Annotated in this window: 13 protein-coding genes and 3 pseudogenes; 5 read left to right on the top strand and 11 right to left on the bottom strand. The window is 72.1% G+C overall.

From position 1 onward, the window contains the following. Positions 1–177: 177 nt before the first annotated feature. From aspA to OHA65_RS06685, 5 genes are all read right to left on the bottom strand, one after another. On the bottom strand, positions 178–1,587 hold the full coding sequence (gene aspA, locus OHA65_RS06665) for an aspartate ammonia-lyase (RefSeq protein ID WP_405761540.1): 1,410 nt from the start codon (positions 1,585–1,587) through the stop codon (positions 178–180). 56 nt (positions 1,588–1,643) lie between these two features. Then, on the bottom strand, positions 1,644–2,660 hold the full coding sequence (locus tag OHA65_RS06670; protein ID WP_405761542.1) for an asparaginase: 1,017 nt from the start codon (positions 2,658–2,660) through the stop codon (positions 1,644–1,646). Between the two features lie 89 nt (positions 2,661–2,749). Beyond that, positions 2,750–4,189: an amino acid permease gene (locus OHA65_RS06675; RefSeq protein ID WP_257553328.1), complete on the bottom strand. Its 1,440-nt coding sequence runs from the start codon at positions 4,187–4,189 to the stop codon at positions 2,750–2,752. Beyond that, positions 4,186–4,917, bottom strand: a complete 732-nt coding sequence (locus OHA65_RS06680) for a FadR/GntR family transcriptional regulator (protein WP_327282182.1) — start codon at positions 4,915–4,917, stop codon at positions 4,186–4,188. The genes OHA65_RS06675 and OHA65_RS06680 overlap by 4 nt, the downstream gene beginning before the upstream one ends. Positions 4,918–4,948: 31 nt before the next feature. After that, a complete protein-coding gene (locus tag OHA65_RS06685) occupies positions 4,949–5,743 on the bottom strand; it encodes a gamma-glutamyl-gamma-aminobutyrate hydrolase family protein (protein ID WP_327282183.1) in 795 nt (264 codons plus the stop codon). A gap of 272 nt (positions 5,744–6,015) precedes the next feature. Between OHA65_RS06685 and OHA65_RS06690 the strand changes: the two genes are divergently transcribed. Both OHA65_RS06690 and OHA65_RS06695 read left to right on the top strand, forming a co-directional pair. Further along, positions 6,016–6,924, top strand: coding sequence for a LysR family transcriptional regulator (locus OHA65_RS06690; protein ID WP_405761545.1), 909 nt, complete (start codon positions 6,016–6,018; stop codon positions 6,922–6,924). A gap of 210 nt (positions 6,925–7,134) precedes the next feature. After that, positions 7,135–8,400 (top strand): hypothetical protein, encoded by a 1,266-nt coding sequence (locus OHA65_RS06695; protein WP_405761548.1) that lies wholly within the window; start codon positions 7,135–7,137, stop codon positions 8,398–8,400. A 234-nt stretch (positions 8,401–8,634) separates the two neighbouring features. Here the strand turns inward: OHA65_RS06695 and OHA65_RS06700 are convergent. After that, positions 8,635–8,857 (bottom strand): annotated as a pseudogene (locus OHA65_RS06700) (cation transporter); the annotation flags it as partial. Here OHA65_RS06700 and OHA65_RS06705 point away from each other — a divergent pair. Continuing rightward, a pseudogene (locus OHA65_RS06705) lies at positions 8,842–9,150 on the top strand (FAD-dependent oxidoreductase); the annotation flags it as partial. The pseudogenes OHA65_RS06700 and OHA65_RS06705 overlap by 16 nt on opposite strands. On the opposite strand, the gene OHA65_RS06710 reads toward OHA65_RS06705, so the two are convergent. Continuing rightward, on the bottom strand, positions 9,125–10,024 hold the full coding sequence (locus OHA65_RS06710; protein WP_327282186.1) for a LysR substrate-binding domain-containing protein: 900 nt from the start codon (positions 10,022–10,024) through the stop codon (positions 9,125–9,127). The pseudogene OHA65_RS06705 and the gene OHA65_RS06710 sit on opposite strands and share 26 nt — an antisense overlap. A gap of 83 nt (positions 10,025–10,107) precedes the next feature. On the opposite strand from OHA65_RS06710, the gene OHA65_RS06715 reads away from it, so the two are divergent. Beyond that, positions 10,108–11,001 carry an MBL fold metallo-hydrolase gene (locus OHA65_RS06715; protein WP_327282187.1) on the top strand — a complete coding sequence of 298 codons (894 nt, stop codon included), beginning with the start codon at positions 10,108–10,110 and terminating at the stop codon, positions 10,999–11,001. A gap of 146 nt (positions 11,002–11,147) precedes the next feature. Here OHA65_RS06715 and OHA65_RS06720 read toward each other — a convergent pair. Next, positions 11,148–11,851 (bottom strand): annotated as a pseudogene (locus OHA65_RS06720) (LysR family transcriptional regulator); the annotation flags it as partial. 561 nt (positions 11,852–12,412) lie between these two features. On the opposite strand from OHA65_RS06720, the gene OHA65_RS06725 reads away from it, so the two are divergent. After that, entirely contained in the window at positions 12,413–12,847 is a 435-nt protein-coding gene (locus OHA65_RS06725; RefSeq protein WP_328761970.1) for an ATP-binding cassette domain-containing protein, read from the top strand. 14 nt (positions 12,848–12,861) lie between these two features. Here OHA65_RS06725 and OHA65_RS06730 read toward each other — a convergent pair whose 3' ends face one another. The 3 genes from OHA65_RS06730 to OHA65_RS06740 all read right to left on the bottom strand — a co-directional run bounded on the left by OHA65_RS06730 (position 12,862) and on the right by OHA65_RS06740 (position 16,435). Next, positions 12,862–14,490 (bottom strand): AMP-binding protein, encoded by a 1,629-nt coding sequence (locus OHA65_RS06730; protein ID WP_405754950.1) that lies wholly within the window; start codon positions 14,488–14,490, stop codon positions 12,862–12,864. 8 nt (positions 14,491–14,498) lie between these two features. After that, on the bottom strand, positions 14,499–15,416 hold the full coding sequence (locus OHA65_RS06735) for a TIGR03619 family F420-dependent LLM class oxidoreductase (RefSeq protein ID WP_327282189.1): 918 nt from the start codon (positions 15,414–15,416) through the stop codon (positions 14,499–14,501). An 80-nt stretch (positions 15,417–15,496) separates the two neighbouring features. After that, a complete protein-coding gene (locus OHA65_RS06740; RefSeq protein ID WP_327282190.1) occupies positions 15,497–16,435 on the bottom strand; it encodes an NADP-dependent oxidoreductase in 939 nt (312 codons plus the stop codon). Between the last annotated feature and the right edge of the window lie 33 nt (positions 16,436–16,468).

Raw genomic sequence — 16,468 nt, forward strand, 5'->3', positions numbered from 1 at the left:
GACCTGCATGAAGCATGGTCGGGACGACAGGATTTGAACCTGCGACCCCTTGACCCCCACCGGCTCCAATAGGTCGCCACAGGTGGGCGCTCGGCATGGCGAACGGTGCAACAGCGTGCCGTCCGCGGCGCGGGACGGTCCAGGTGCGCGGCCGGTGAGCCGCGGCGCAGCCCCGCGTCAGGCCCCGGCCGCTCTGGCTCCCGCGATCACCTCGGGCCGCAGCAGGGCGGTGAGCCGCTCGGCCGGCAGCAGACCTCGCTCCAGGACGAGCTCGGCCACGCCCCGGCCGGTGGCGAGGGCCTCTTTGGCGATGTCAGTGGCGGCGGTGTATCCGATGTGCGGGTTCAGGGCGGTCACCAGGCCGATGGAGTTCTCAACGGTGGCCCGCAGCATCTCGGTGTTGGCGGTGATGCCGGCCACGCAGCGCTCGGCGAGGGTGAGGCAAGCCGCGCGCAGGTGGGTGACGGACTTCGACAGCGAGTGCAGGATGACGGGCTCGAAGGCGTTGAGCTGGAGCTGTCCGGCTTCGGCGGCCATGGTGATGGTGATGTCGTTGCCGATCACCTCGAAGGCGACCTGGTTGACGACCTCCGGGATCACCGGGTTGACCTTGCCGGGCATGATGCTGGAGCCCGCCTGCACCGGCGGCAGGTTGATCTCGCCGAGTCCGGCGCGCGGCCCGGAGGACAGCAGGCGCAGGTCGTTGCAGGTCTTGGAGAGCTTGACGGCGATGCGCTTGAGGACGCCGGACATCTGGACGAAGGCGCCGCAGTCCTGGGTGGCTTCGACCAGGTCGGCCGCGGTGACCAGGGGCAGCCCGGTGATGTCGGCGAGGTGGCGGCGGGCCGACTCGGCGTACCCGGCAGGGGCGTTGAGGCCGGTGCCGATGGCGGTGGCGCCGAGGTTGATCTCGTGGATGAGTCCGAGGGCCTCCGCGAGCCGGCTGCGGTCCTCGTCGAGCATGACGGCGAAGGCGGAGAACTCCTGCCCGAGGGTCATCGGTACGGCGTCCTGCAGCTGGGTGCGGCCCATCTTCAGCACGTCGCGGAACTCGACGGCCTTGCGGGCGAAGGCGGCCTGCAGGACGGCCATGGCTTCGAGCAGGCCGCGCACCGCCGAGGCGGTCGCGATCCGAACGGCGGTCGGGTAGACGTCGTTGGTGGACTGGCCGAGGTTGACGTCCTCGTTGGGGTGCAGGTGCCGGTACTCACCCCTGGCGTGGCCCAGCAGCTCCAGCGCCCGGTTGGCGATGACCTCGTTGGCGTTCATGTTGGTCGAGGTGCCGGCGCCGCCCTGGATGACGTCGACGACGAACTGGTCGTGGAGCTTGCCGCCGCGTATCTCCTGGCAGGCGGCGACGATCACGGCTGCCTTCGCGGGCTCCAGCAGGCCGAGTTCCTCGTTGGCGAGGGCCGCGGCCTCCTTGACGGCAGCGAGGGCGTCGATCAGGTGCGGGTAGGCGGAGATGGGCGTCCCGGTGATGGGAAAGTTCTCGGTGGCGCGCAGGGTGTGGACGCCCCAGTAGGCGTCGGCGGGGACTTCGCGGTCTCCGAGCAGGTCGTGTTCGCTGCGGGTGGCGGCGGTCATGGGTGTGCGGCCCTCTTCCTGAGGTGGGTGGGTCAAGGTGGTGAAAGGGGATGGAGTCAGGCGGTGGCGGGGATGCTGGGCGGGTTCAGCGCCGCCACCGGCTGGATGCCGCCGACGGGCCGGCCGCCGCCGGTCATCGACTCGCCCTCGAACCCGGCGAGCAGCCGCGGCTCGACTCCCGCCCGGGCGAGGGCTGCGGCCGTCACCGGGATGCGCGCCCGGTCCGCCCCGTCGGCGATCTTCACCGCGACGGCCCGGCCGTCGTGCAGCGCGGCCACCTGGACGCCCTCGAAGCCGTCCTTGGCCAGCAGCCCGGGCACCGCGCGCATCAGCCGGGCCGTGTCTCGCCCTGTGCCGGAGGCCATCTCCGGGTGGACGCGCAGCGCGTCCGCCACCCGGCGCCCGGCGGTGTCCGGACCGGCCGTGGCGATGCGGGCGGCGGCGCGGGCCAGGCCGTGCAGGGACACTGCGAACAGCGGGGCTCCGCAGCCGTCGACGGTGACGTTCGCGATGTGCTGGCCGGTGAGTTCCTCGACGACCTCGGCGATCGCCCTCTGAAGCGGGTGGCCCGGGTCGAGGTAGCTCTCCAGGGGCCAGCCGGCCAGCTTGCACAGGTACAGCATCGCCGCGTGCTTGCCGGAGCAGTTCTGGGCGAGCCGGGAAGGCTCGCGGCCCTCGCGCACCCAGGCATCCCGGACCGCCGGGGCGTACGGCACGTCGGGGACGTTGCGCAGGTCGTCCTCGGTGAGGCCGGCCAGTTCGAGGATCAGCCGGGTACCTGCGAGGTGGTGCTCCTCGCCGGAGTGGCTGCCCATCGAGAGGGAGAGCAGGGCGCCGTCGAGCGGCAGCCCGGCCCGCACCATGGCGAGGGCCTGGACCGGCTTGAGGGCTGAGCGCGGGTAGCAGGCGGCCTCGATGTCTCCGATGCTCAACCGGACGTCGCCATTACCGCCGAGGACGACGACGGATCCGTAGTGGACTCCCTCGATCATGCCGCCCCGGGTGACGTGGGCGACGGGTGCATGCTGGGGCTCGCGCATCGCTGGCGCGTCCGCGAGGAGACTGCTGCGCATCACTGCCTCGTTCGGTGGTGGGTTGCTGCTGACCGGGGTGGCCGGCGGCGGGCCCGGCCCGGGGGGACGGGCCGCGCCCGCCGCCCGGCTCAGCCCTCGCTCTTCGCGGCGGCGCGCGCCACGCGGCCGCGGACGGCGTACCAGCCGGCGACCAGCGCCGCGGCGATCAGTGGCACGCACAGCACGGTGGTGCGCGCCGCTCCTCCGTCGGCGTACATGAGGACCAGGACGGAGGCGAGGAAGGCCAGCGTCACGAGTTCGGTCCACGGGGAGCCGGGCAGGCGGTAGGAGGGGCGGGTGAGTTCGCCGTCACGGGTCTTCCGCCAGAAGAGGAGGTGGCAGAGCATGATCATGCCCCAGGTAGCGAGGATGCCGATGGCGGCCAGGTTGAGCACGATCTCGAACGCGTCCGCCGGAACGACGAAGTTGAGCCCGACGCCGAGGACGCACATGCCGCTGGTGAGCAGGATGCCGCCGTAGGGCACCTGGGTGCGGCTCAGCCGGGCGGTGAAGCTCGGGGCGGAGCCGTTGACGGCCATCGAGCGCAGGATGCGGCCGGTGGAGTAGAGGCCGGAGTTGAGCGAGGACATGGCCGCGGTGAGAACGACCAGATTCATCACGTCGCCGGCCGCCGGAATGCCGATGTGGGAGAGCACGGTCACGAACGGGCTCTGGCCGGCGCTGTAGCTGTTCCACGGCATCAGCATCGACAGCAGGACGACCGAGCCGACGTAGAAGAGGCCGACGCGCCACATGATCGAGTTGATCGCCTTCGGCATGATCTCCTCGGGATTCTCGGTCTCACCGGCCGCGACTCCGACCAGCTCGACGGAGGCGTAGGCGAAGACGACGCCCTGGATGATCAGCAGCATGGGCAGCAGGCCGTTGGGGAAGATCCCGCCGTTGTCGGTGATCAGGGACGGACCGGGCACGGCGTCGTCGATGGGGTGCCGGGTCACGAGGAAGAAGATCCCGATGGCCATGAAGACGACCAGTGCGCCGACCTTGACGATGGCGAACCAGAACTCCAGTTCGCCGAAGATCCGCACCGAGATGAGGTTCACGGTGAGGACCACGGCCAGGGCTATGAGCGCGATCACCCACTGCGGGACGTCGGAGAACAGGCGCCAGTAATGGGTGTAGGTGGCGACGGCGGTGATGTCGGCGATGCCGGTGGTCGCCCAGTTGAGGAAGTACATCCAGCCCGCGGTGTACGCGCCCTTCTCCCCGAGGAACTCCCGGGCGTACGAGACGAAGGCGCCGGAGGACGGCCGGTACATGACGAGCTCGCCGAGCGCGCGTACGACGAGGAACGCGAAGATCCCGCAGACGGCGTAGGCGACGAACAGTGAGGGGCCGGCGTCGGCGAGGCGTCCGCCCGCGCCGAGGAAGAGCCCGGTGCCGATCGCACCCCCGATGGCGATCATGTTGACGTGCCGGGGTGTCAAGGACTTGCTGTAGCCGGTGTCCCCGGCGTCCACGTGACGGGTCGTGGGGCGCTTCTCGTCTTTGAGGAACTGCTCGCTCACGCCTCGGGTCTGCCTTCCGTGGAGGTGGCCGCGCGCTGGGGGCGCACGATTTCTGTGAGGGTCGTCTCGACCCGCAGGAGGTGGTGGGACATGGCCTCCACCGCGTCGTGCTCGGAACCGTCGGCCAGCGCCTCGAGGATCGCCCGGTGCTCGCAGTTGGACTGCTCGCGCCGGCCGCCCAGTTCGTTGAGGAAGGTCGACTGACGCGCCAGTGCGTCGCGGATCTCCTCGATGACGCGGCGGAAGACGGGGTTGCGGGATGCCTCGGCCACCGCCAGGTGGAAGACGGTGTCCATCGCCACCCACGCGGTGGTGTCGGTCTCCTGCTCCATCCGGTCGAGCAGATGGCCCAGATGGTCCAGGTCCTCCGGGGTGCGGCGCAGCGCGGCGTACCCGGCGACCGGGATCTCGACGTGCCGGCGCACCTCCAGCAGGTCGCTGGCGACGTAGTCGCCGAAGGTGGGGTCCTCGACCGTGTTCGCCAGGACGAACGTGCCCTTGCCGCTCTTGGAGGCGGTCAGGCCGATGGCTTGGAGGGCTCGGAGCGCCTCCCGCAGCACGGGCCGGCTGACCTCCAGGTTCCGGCACAACTCGGCTTCGGAGGGGAGCTTGTCGCCCACGACGTACTCACCGCGCTCGATGGCGCTGCGCAGGTGGCCGAAGACCGCTTCCATCGCGCTGACGCGCCGCGGGGCCTGGCCACCTGTCTGGCTGTCTGACAGGTTCACGGTGTGATCCTGATGGGTGCGCCGGAGGGTGTCAAGACACCTGTGTCGGGAAAGTCCGGCCCGGCGAGTTTCGCACCGTGCGCACTTTCCGTCCTGCCACCGAAGCCGCCCGATCGGTGTCTGCGGCGAAACCGGCGGCATCCACCAGGGCATGCACCACCGGCGTGTCGACACCCATCTCCGGATGCCACTGGACGCCCACGGCGAAGCGGTGCCGGGTGCTCTCGATCGCCTCGACGGTGCCGTCCGCCGCACGGGCGGCCACGATGAACCCGGCGCCCAGGCGATCCACCGCCTGATGATGGTGCGTGGCGACCTCGCGGGTCCCCGGTAGGAGGGCGCCGATCCGGGTCCCCGGCGCGGTGGTGACGGTGTGGGCACAGAAGTGGCCCCGGTAGGGGTTGTGGCCGTGATGGCCCACCCTGTCGGGCAGGTGCTGGATGAGGGTGCCTCCGGCGTGTACGTTCATCAGCTGCATACCCCGGCACACTCCGAGCACGGGTATGTCGCGGGCGAGACCGGCGGCCAGTACAGCCTGCTCCCACCGGTCGCGCTCGCGGACCGGCGGCCCCGTGCACGGGTGGGGCCGAGCGCCGTACAGGGCGGGATCCACGTCCTCGCCTCCCGTCAGGACGATCGCGTCCAGACGTGCGACCACATCGGCCGCTGCCGACGGGGCGTCCGGCGGCAGCAGGACGGCCCGGCCGCCCGCGGCCTGGAGACAGCCGGCGTAGGCAGCAGGCAGCACTGCGGCGGGCAGGTCCCACTCGCCCCACCGGGCGTCGGCCAGGTAGGTGGTGAGTCCGATGAGTGGTGGCTGGGGCATACCACTTCCTTTCAGGGCGTGAGGGGTGATCGTCGACGGCCGGGTGCACACCCGCCCCGCCGGACGTCCCCGGCCACGGCGGGCTGCGGCAGAAAAGGCGGACGGGGCGGACGGGGCACTGGCGGAGGGCGCCCCGGCGACAAGGTGGAGGGGCGGTCACGATCCGGGAGCGCGGGCTTGCGTTTTTCTTGCCGCGAGCAAGAATCCTGCTGGCGTTCATCTGCAATCACAAGAAAACACATCTTCGCGACAGATAAGTGAGCCTTAACTCCGTGCACGGACTCGACCCCCGCCTGCTCGCCACCCTCGAAGCCGTCGTGCGGCACGGCTCCTTCAACGCCGCCGCACGCGAGCTCGGCTACAGCGCGCCCGCGGTCTCCCAGCAGATCGCCGAACTCGAACGCCGCGCGGGCCTGAGAGTGCTGGAGCGCCGGCCCGTGCGCGCCACACCGGCAGGCGAAGTCCTTCTCGACGCCGAGCAGGGCGTCCGCAACGCGTTGGCGACGGCATCGGTGGAACTCGACGCCATGCGCGCGGGGACGGCCGGACGGATCCGCCTCGGCGCCTTCGCCTCGGCCGCCACCAGCATCGTTCCGCAAGCGCTGGCCCAACTCCACGCGGCCTACCCCCACGTGCAGGTCAGCCTCAGCCAACTGGAACCCGAGGCCTGCTACAACCGGCTCAAGCGGGGGGACATGGACCTGGCCCTCAGCTACGACTACGACTTCATCCCCGTCCCGCCACCCCGGATGCTGCGCCGGACGCTGGTCGCACGGGATCCGGTGGTGGCCGTGGTCCCGGCACACCACCGCCTGGCCGACAGGGAGGTCATCGACCTGGCCAGCCTCGCGTCCGAGACCTGGATCGCGGCTCCGGAGGCCGCACTGCGCCTGGAACTGCTCTCCCAGATGGCCAAGACGCCCGGCTTCCAGGCCCGCCTGCAATACGAGGGGGACGACTTCAACACCGTGCTCGGCTTCGTGGCCGCAGGCCTGTGCGTGGCCGTCATGCCGCAACTCGCCCTGCCCCGCGCCAACACCCAGGTCGTGGCCCGCCCCCTGGCCGAGCCGCAGTTGACGCGCTTCATCTACGCCGTCCGCATCGACACCCGGCACGCCCCGCGCGCCGTCCTGGACCTGGAGCAGATGCTCGCCGCGCAAGCGGTGGCCGCGCTCGCATGAGGCTGCGGCGGGCGGCCACCGGAGGTGAACGGCGCGTGAACCCACGCGAAATGCGCCAAGTTGACGGCGGCCGCACGCGCGTAGACCGGGTGATGACGCCAGGTCTCCCGGCTTGTCCGACTACCGGACGCGGTGGCTGAAAGTTAAACCATTGTGTGCCGGGCGCCCTACGTTTGCGGCGGTTGACGTTCCAGCGAGAGGAAACCCCTCATGACCGCCGCCGACAGTGCGCCGCGAACGGCCCGCGTCCTCACCGGCTACCGCCCCGAGGACGGCTTCATGGCCGTGGAGCTGGACCCGCCTCCGGCCGAGTACGTATGGCACGACGAGCACGCCGAGCAGCAGGAGCAGCGCTACGGCCCGGGTGCGGGCTACCACCAGTGGCTGGCAGTGGACGCACGCGACGGCGCCGTATGGTTCGGCGACATCGACTGGCGGGCTCCGTCCGAAGACCTCGGCAGCCAGCTCCCCGGCCTCCCCCGCAGGGCACTCGGCGACGGGGCCGTCCCGGCCTCCGGAAGCATGGTGCAGCTGCTCGGCCACCTGACCCATGACGAACAGCGCGGCTGCTCCTGGCGCTTCTTCACCGCTGAGGAACTGCACGCGCTCGCCCTGCGCATACTCCCCGCCGTGCAGCGGCTCGTGGACTCCATCCACCGCATCGGACCGGACGACGAACTGGAGTGGTCGGCCGAGGCCGCCACCGCCTGGGACGACATCGAGCAGGCCGCGACACACACCTTCGACCCCTCCGGCGATCTCCGCTGGCCCAGGCTGCGCACGACACCGATCCCTGCCTGGCGTGTCGAGGTCGGCGCGTTCCTCGCCATGAACCCCGGTCTGTGCAATCCCTCCTGGGGCCTGGCCACGGACGCGGAACTCGATGCCTACGCCGACTACAGTCCCGAGAGCGGCTATGGCGGTGTACCGGGGCGGATGTGCCGCGCCGCCGACCGGCAGATCGAGGACGGTTTCACTTTCTACGGCCACCGTGCCGCCCTGTACGCCTACCGCGCGCAGGCGTGCGGCGACCGTGTTCCGACAGACGCCCGCGTCTGGCTGGAGACGACAGAGGCGGGTCGGGGCACCTGGGAGGCGGCCAAGCCCCCCGGGGCCACCCTCGCCGACGTCCCCGACTGCGTGCTGGCGGCCTTGGCCGAAGGGTTCCAGAACTCCGCGCACGAGGAGGGTCTGGTCCTGACGGGCCTGGACGCCCATCTGCGCCGGTTGCGCGCCGAGGAACGCTCCGCCGTCGACCAGCAGCTCGTCCGCGAAGCCGAGGAAGTCGAACGCCTCGAGAACATGCTCAAGGACTTCCGCGCGGCACGGAACCGCACCGTGACACGGATCCTGGCCTGGTCCGATGGGCGCAGCGACGGGGAAATCGCCCGCCTGGCGTCCATGCCCGACGACTACGTCAGCGACTGGCGGGCCCGCCTGACCGACGAACAGACGACGGCCACACCCGCAACCTGAAGCATGTGCGGCGAAGACAGGGCACCCGCTCCGCAGCCTCACCGCCCGGGCAGCCCGTCGAGCGCCACGGCCGTCCGTAGACCGAGGCGACGGCCCGAGGCCTTGAGCTGGTGCCGCCGGCCCGCTGCGAGTACCGCTGCGCGGGGTAGGCGGAGCCGGACCTGGCCGCTGTACCGGCGAGACGACCGGAGACGGTGCTCGTCGACGGCCTCGGGACCAAACGCACCTGGCCTGCTGCGATGATCCGTAGAATGGTCTTCTCCCGTGCCTCGCGGACAGCGTGGTCGCGGCCGGAGAACTGCCAGGCGACCGCGGCGGCCGAGGAGACCTCGATGACCGAGTCCAGGCCGAAACCGATCAGCGCAGTGGAGGGGGCGATAGCCCCAGCGGTGATGGCGACGATCGCCTCGACAACGTTGTAGGTGATGGTGGCCGCGACCAGCAGCCGCGATCGCACACCGGTGGGACCGCGTACCCGGGGTGACGCTGCTCGGTGACGCCGCCCACCTGATGTCACCGTTCGCCGGAGAGGGCGCCAACCTCGCCATGTACGACGGCGCCGAACTCGGCAAGGCCCTCGCCGCGCACCCGGACGACACCGAGGCCGCACTTACCGAGTACGAGGAGGCTCTGTTCCCGCGCAGTGCCGCCGCTGCCGCCGAGGCGGCCCGGAACCACGGGCTGTGCTTCGACGACAACGCCCCGCACAGCCTCGTCGACCTCTTCACCAACTACGAACAGGCCGAGTGAACGGCGGCTGCTCCAGCAATGCCGGCCCCCGGTAGGCGGCCGTCGCGATCTGGACGAACGACCGGATCAGAGGGTTCGGGTCGCCCTTGTTCCACGCCGCCACCACGCGATTCGGCGCGATGCCGATGAGCGGTACCACGGCCAGCTCCTCGGGTAGTTCGTGCCCGAGCGGGGTCATTCCGACCGTGCCGTTCCAGAGCACGGCCTGCAGGCATTCCTGGACGGCGCGCACGACCGGGCCCTCACGCGGCTCGCCGCCGCTCCAGTACGACTGCCAGATCGGGTCGGTGCCGTCCGGGAACCGGAACCAGCGCCGGTCTGCCAGGTCGGCCGGCGTCAGGCGGTCGTGGCGGGCCAGGGGATCGTCGGCGCGCAGCACCACGCCCACCGGGTCGGCGCGCAACTCGTGCACTGCCAGGCCGGTCTCGTCGAACGGCGCGCGGGTCAGGGCGACGTCGACCAGTCGGGCACGCAGCCCACAGGTCGGATCGGTCAGGTCGGTCTCGCGGATGCGGACCTCGGCGCCGGGGTGTCGTCGGCGGTACGCGGCGGCCAGCCGGGTCGCACCCCGGTCGGTGGTGTCGCCCAGGATGCCGACGGTGAGTGTCGCGGCGCCGGCCGCCGCGGTCACGCGTACGCGGACCCGGTCGGCCTGGTCGAGTAGGTTGCGCGCCTCCTCCAGCAGCGCCGCCCCGGCCGGGGTGAGCATGACGCCTGCGGCGGAGCGGAGGAACAGCGCGGCGCCGAGCTCGACCTCCAGCTGCTTGATCGCCCGGCTCAGGGGCGGCTGGCTCATGTGCAGCCGGGCAGCCGCCCGGCCGAAGTGGAGTTCCTCGGCGACGGCCACGAAGTAGCGCAGCGTGCGTAGCTCCATGACAGGCGACGATACCCGCACGGTATGGACACCGCCGAAACCGGTCTTGGACGGCCACGGTGCCCCGGCGGTGGAATCGGAGTATGACCGACGAACGCATTCCCGACCCCGTCGTGCAGGTTGCCAACGTGCAGGAGATCGCCTCCGACCTGCTGGTGATCCCCAACCGCCGGGTCCAGCTCGTACCCAACATCGGCATTATCGCCGGTACGCAGGCCGTCCTGGTCGTCGAGACGGGCATCGGCACCTCCAACGCCGAGCAGGTCCTCGCCTTTGCGTCCGAGGCGGCGAAGGGCCGCCGACTGTACCTGACCACGACGCACTTCCACCCCGAGCACGCCTTCGGCGCGCAGGCGTTCGCCGGCCAGGCCACGTACCTGGTCAACCGCGCACAGGCGGACGACCTGAAATCGAAAGGGCCCGGCTACCTGGAAATGTTCCGGGGCTTTGGCGGGCCAATCGCCGCCCGCCTCGACGGGGTCCGGGTTCCCACCCCCGACGTGGTCTACGACGACGAGTACGACCTGGACCTCGGTGGCCGGACCGTACGACTGCGGCCCACCGGCCGGGGCCACACCAAGGGCGACCAGGTGATCGAGGTCCCGGACGCCGGCGTGCTGTTCACCGGGGACCTTGCCGAGACCGGGCAGTTCGCCATCTTCCCGTGGTTCCCGCCGTACGACACGGACGTATCCGGCGTACGGTGGCTCGCGGTGATGGACCGGCTGGCCGCCACCCGACCCCGGCTGGTGGTCCCCGGTCACGGCGACCTCGACGGCCCGCACGTACTCACCGACGTCCGCGACTACCTGCGCGAGCTGCGCGACGAGACCTGGCGGCGGCGCGACTCCGCGATGAGCCAGGACGAGATCGTCGCCGAAGTCCGGGCGGTGCTGATCGAGCGGCATCCCGAGTGGGTCGGGCGGGAGTGGATCGAGCGGGGCGTCGGATGCCTCTGCGCCGAACACGCCGCATGACCCCTACTCAGCCGGCCATAGCGGCATGGAAGTCGCCCCGTGCTGTCGCAGATGAGGCGAGGCAACCGCGCACCCGGGTCGACGTCCCTGCTCGGGGTCGATCCGTTTCGCCGAGCCTCAAGGCGCCGGCGTGGACTGCGCCTTGAGGTGGGCCCGGCGCAGGTGCGGAAGGCCACCACCAGCCGGTTGCACTCGCGGGCGCGGGTCGCCAGTACGACGTGGCTGGGCTCGACCCCGTCCAGCGGGACCGTGGTGAGGTCGGGGCGCAGGGTGTGCGCATGGACCTGCGCGGAGATGGCCACGGCCCGTCCGGCGGCGATGAGTTCGAACTTGTCCTCGACTGCCTCGATCAGCGGGCCGTCTGGGACCAGGCGTCCGTCGGGCCGGGGGTCGATGCGCCAGAAGGCGCTCAGGAGCGGGTCCGCCCCCTGCACCCGGGGCAGGGGTTCGTCGGCGATGTCGTCAAGGGTGACCGATTCCTTGCCGGCCAGCCGGTGGTCCCGCGGCCCTCGGGGTGGCGGTGGCCCAGCTCCCGCGCGACCGGAGTGATGACGATGCCCGCCGTGTACCCGATGGTGATGCGGCTGGGCCGGGCGGCGGCCCGGGTGCGTGCCGCGGCCTGATCGGCGGAGCGCAGCAGCTCCGTGGCGAGCGGCAGGAAGACCTCGCCGGCCGCCGTGAGGTGGTTGCCGTGCGGCGTGCGCTCGAACAGGCAGACCCCCAATTGCTGTTCAAGGCGGCGGATCTGCCGGCTCAGTGACGGCTGGGTGGTAAAGAGGGCCTCGGCTGCCCGCCCGAAATGCCGGTACTCGGCCACGACAGTGAAGGACCACACCAGCCGCAGGTCCAAGGCAGCCGGAGGCGGCGGCGATGCGGGAGGTGGCGGTGATGCCTGAGGAGGTGGCGAGTCGGGCACCGTTCCAGCGTAGCCCTCGCGCTGCCTGTCGGGTACGCCCCAGCAACCGCCTTGGCCAGCAACGATGCACGAACCGTATCGCTCCTTGCGAAGCATTCATTGGACCCGACACGTGCGGTCGGCACAGAGTGGGATCACCGGCCCAGGGAATCCGTCACGCACGGGGAGTCATCGCTGAAGGGCTGCGAGTAGCCAATAGGGCAGTTCAGTCAGCTCTCCCGGACCAGTCACGGACCAGAACCCGCACATTCGCGGCCGTCGCGTCCAACTCCCAGCGCGTGGAGTAGCAGCAAGCAGCCGAGGACCGCAACGCCTACTTCGCGTGGTGCTGCGCGGCCTCCAGAAAGCGGGGTTTCTCACCCGGCCCGCCACCGCGGAAACCGGTCGCGCCCGCCCCACCACCCTCACCGACGAAGGCCGACGCCGGCTGAGCGCGGCGCAGGGGGACGTCTAAGCGATCGAGCCACGCATGATCGAGGCGATCCCGGCGAACGATTGACCGCACTGCTCGAAGACCTCGACCGGATGGCGCGCGCACTCGCCGTCCGGGGACCGTGGACCCGGGCGCGCGTCCTGGACCTGCTGCCGAGGCTCGGGGAACGCCTCGGCCACCGCGGCGACCAGCTCTCCGGCGGGGAGCAGCGGATGCTCGCGATAGCCCGGGCCCTGCTGGGCAACCCGCGGCTGCTGCTCCTCGACGAACCCTCCGACGGCCTCGCGCCCGCGATCGTGGCCCAAGTGGGCGAGGTGATCCGCGAGGTGGCCGCGGAGGGCGTGTCCGTGGTCCTCGTCGAGCAGAACCTGGGGCTGGCGCTGTCGGTCGCCCAGCACGTGGCCGTCATGCAGAAGGGCCGGATCGTCCACCGGGCGCCCTGCGCGGAGTTCGCGGCCGGCTCCGAGGACCGGAGGCGGCTGCTGGGCGTCGACTGAATGCGGGAGGCGCCTCAGCCGCGCAGGGCCGCGCGGCGGATCTTGCCGCTGTCCGTCTTCGGCAGCGCCGTGACGAAGTGGACGCGCCGCGGATAGGCGTGGGCCGACAGCCGGGTCTTCACCAGGGCCTGGAGCTCCGCAACCAGCGCGGGGCCGGTGGCCGCCGAGGGGGCGGGCACGACGTACGCCTCCACGACCTCCCCGCGGAGGCTGTCCGGGGCGGCGGTGATGCCCGCCTCGGACACGGCGGGGTGCTCGATCAGGATGCTCTCGATCTCGGTCGGGCCGATCCGGTAGCCCGCCATGACGATGAGGTCGTCCTGGCGGCCCCGCACGTGCAGGCGGCCCGCGTCGTCGAGGACGGCCAGGTCACCGGTGACGAACCAGCGGCCCTCCTGGAGGAAGGACCCGCCCGCCTTCGGGGCGAGCCCGCCGCCGCCCGCGTAGCCGGTGAACCACATGAGGGGGCTGCGGGCCACGTCGACGGCGAGGAGCCCCGTCCCGCCCACCGTCTCGCGGCCCGTCTCCGCATCGAGCACGGCGAGCGTCCAACCGGGGAAGGCGCGCACCTCGCTCGGCGCCGCGCCCGCCGCCGACGCGACGTCCCAGGCCTGACCGGCCGCCATGCCCAGTTCGGACTGGCCGTAGTGGTCGTACAGGTCCGCGCCGAGCACGCGGCGGGCCCACGGCGCGAGGTCCGGGGGCAGGGGCTCGCCGGCCGAGGAGCAGGCGCGCAGGGAGGTGCGCACCGGGCTATCGCCGAGGGCGTTGCGCAGCGCCCGGTACGCGGTGGGGGCGGCGGCGAAGTTGGTGACGCCGAGGCTGGTGAGGGCGCGGACGGTGAGCTCGGGGTCGAACCGGGCCCGGAGCAGGGTGGTGGTCAGGCCCAGCGCGAGGGGGCCGATGACGGCCTGGTAGAGCCCGTAGCCCCAGGCCGGGTCGGCCAGGTTCCAGAACACGTCGTCGGGGCGGTGGTCCAGGCCGTGGCGCTGGTAGGCGGCGAAGGTCGCCGTCGCCCGGACGGGGACGGTGACGGCCTTGGGCTGTCCGGTCGTCCCCGAGGTGTAGAGGTCGACGAACGGCGCGTCACCGCCCACCGCGCGGGTGGCCGGCGTCAGCGGCGGGCCCGCCTCCAGGTCCCGGAAGCCGTGCGTCCCGGGCGGCGCGGGCTCCGCGCCGTCCGCTCCGCCCGGGGCGCCGTTGACGACGATCGGGGGAGCGGGCGCGCCGCCGCGGACCGGCGGGAGCAGCTTGGGCAGTTGCCCGGCGTCCGCGACGACGAGCGCCGCGTGCGCGGTGCGGGCGGCGATGGCCTCGGACTGGAAGGCCGTGAAGAGCGGTACGTGGACCGCTCCGAGCCGCCAGGTCGCCAGGAGCGTGACCACGTGCTCGGCCGACTTGGCCATCAGGGTGGCGACGCGGTCCCCCTCGCCCACCCCCAGGCGCCGCATCGCCCCGGCCAGCCGGCGGGACCGGTCGGCCAGTTCGCCGTAGGTGACGGTGGTGGTCCGCAGCTCGGCGTCGACGACGCGCAGCGCCGGGCGGTCCGCGGGGTGCCGGTCGCACAGCAGCAGGGCGAGGTCCGCCCCGGGATGCGCGAAGGCGGCGACGAGATCGGTGAGGGACAGGTCCGGGACGGGCACGGTGTCTCCTAGCGCACGGTGTGGGTGGTGAGGTCGACGACCTGCTCGGCGAGGATTTCGAGGGTCCGCCAGTCCTGCTGGGCGGTGCCGCGCAGCCGCTGGTCCCCCGGATCGGTGTCCAGTACGACGTACGCGGCTCCCAGCGCCTCCAGTTCGCGCAGGTCCGCGCGGACCTGCTCGACCGTTCCGTGGCCCGTCCGCCGGCCCGCGTCCGGCAGCGGGGTGCGGGTGAGGGAGATCTGGATGCGGGGGCAGAGCAGCGGGAGCGGGCGCTCCTCCTCGGCACTGAGCTGGCGCAGCGCGGGCAGCGCCGCGTGCCGCAGCCAGTCGGCGTTCGGCCACAGGGGGTGCCAGGCGTCGCCGAAGCGGGCCGCGCGCCGCACCGCGGGCAGGCTGTTGCCGCCGATCCACACCGGCGGCGCGGGTTCGCGGCGCGGCATCGGGGCGCTGTGGACCGAGGTGAAGGAGACGGTCTCGCCGCGGAAGGTGGCCCGCCCCTCGCTCCAGAGCTGGTGCAGCGCGGCGAGGTACTCGTCGGTGACGCGCCCCCGCGTGGTGAAGGGGACGTTCAGGGCCTCGTAGCCCTGGCGGGCCCAGCCGACCCCGACGCCCAGGACGAAGCGGCCCCCCGAGAGCTGGTCGAGGGTCGCCCCCATCCGGGCCAGGAGCAGCGGATGGCGGTGGGGCATGATGACGACCCCGGTGCCGATCTCGATCCGGGAGGTCTGGGCCGCGAGCCAGGCCAGCGAGGTGAACGCCTCGTAGAACGGCGCGGGCGAGCGGCCGGCGGCGTCCGGGGTCAGTGCCACGTGGTCCGAGACCAGCAGCAGGTCGTAGCCCAGGTCCTCGATGGTGCGGGCCCAGCCCAGCAGCGTCGGGGGATCCATGCCGGGGCCGAAGTTGGGCAGGTTGATACCGATCTTCACCGGGTCTCCTTGTACGGGTCCGGGCCGGGTGGGACCGCGGGGGTCCGGTCCCACCCGGCGTACGGGGGCGCTGCCGCCGGCTAGCCGGCCGCGCCGTCGGGGGTGGCCGAGGGGACGAGGAGCACCTTGCCGCGGACGCCGCCGGCCTCGAAGCCGGCTACCGCCTCGGCCGCCCGGGCGAAGGGGTGGGCGCGGGCGACGCGCACGGTGAGGATCCCGCGGTCCACGAGGGCGGCGAGCTCCTCCAGTGCCGCGCCGTCCTGGTCGACGTAGGAGACCTGCGGGGTGATGCCGCGCTCGGCGGGCGGAACGACCGTGGGCACGACGGTGACCAGGGACCCTCCGTCCCGCACAGCCTTGATCGCGTCGGGGATGCCGGCGGTCTCGAACACCGCGTCGTACCCGCCGGCCCGGGCGGCGCCGGCCACCGTGGTGTGGACCTCGTGCGCCCCGAGCTCCTCCGCGAGGTCCACGTCCTGCTCGCGGACCAGCGCCGACGGGCGCCAGCCGCGGTGCGCGGCGAGCTGGAGGGCGTAGCCGCCGAGGGCGCCCACGGCGCCGGTGACCAGGACCGAGGCCCCGGCCGGGAGGCGCAGCCGCTCGAACGGCTGGTGCACGCTGAGCGAGGCCAGCGGCAGGGCGGCCGCGTCCCGGAGGCTGATGGAGCGCGGGGCCGGGGCGAGCAGCGACTCGTGGAGGGTGACCAGTTCGGCCCAGGTGCCGAGCCCGGTGGCGGGCTGGGCGGACAGGCCGATGACGGGGTCGCCCACGGCGAACCGCTCCACGCCCGGTCCGGTGGACTCGATGCGGCCGGAGAGGTCCCAGCCCAGGGTCATCGGCAGCGGGAGGGTGATCTCGTCGCCCTTCGATCCGGAGCGGACCTGGTTGTCCACCGGATTGACCGCCGCCGCCTCGATCCGGATCCGGACCTGGCCGGGGCCGGGCGCGGGCGCGTCGGGCACGTCGGCCTCGTGCAGGACGTCGGGGCTTCCGTAGGCGTTCATCACTACTGCGCGCATGGGGTGTTCTTCCTCGGGGTCGGGCTGCGGTGG

It is taken from the genome of Streptomyces sp. NBC_00045 (assembly GCF_045041095.1).
Classification (GTDB): domain Bacteria; phylum Actinomycetota; class Actinomycetes; order Streptomycetales; family Streptomycetaceae; genus Streptomyces.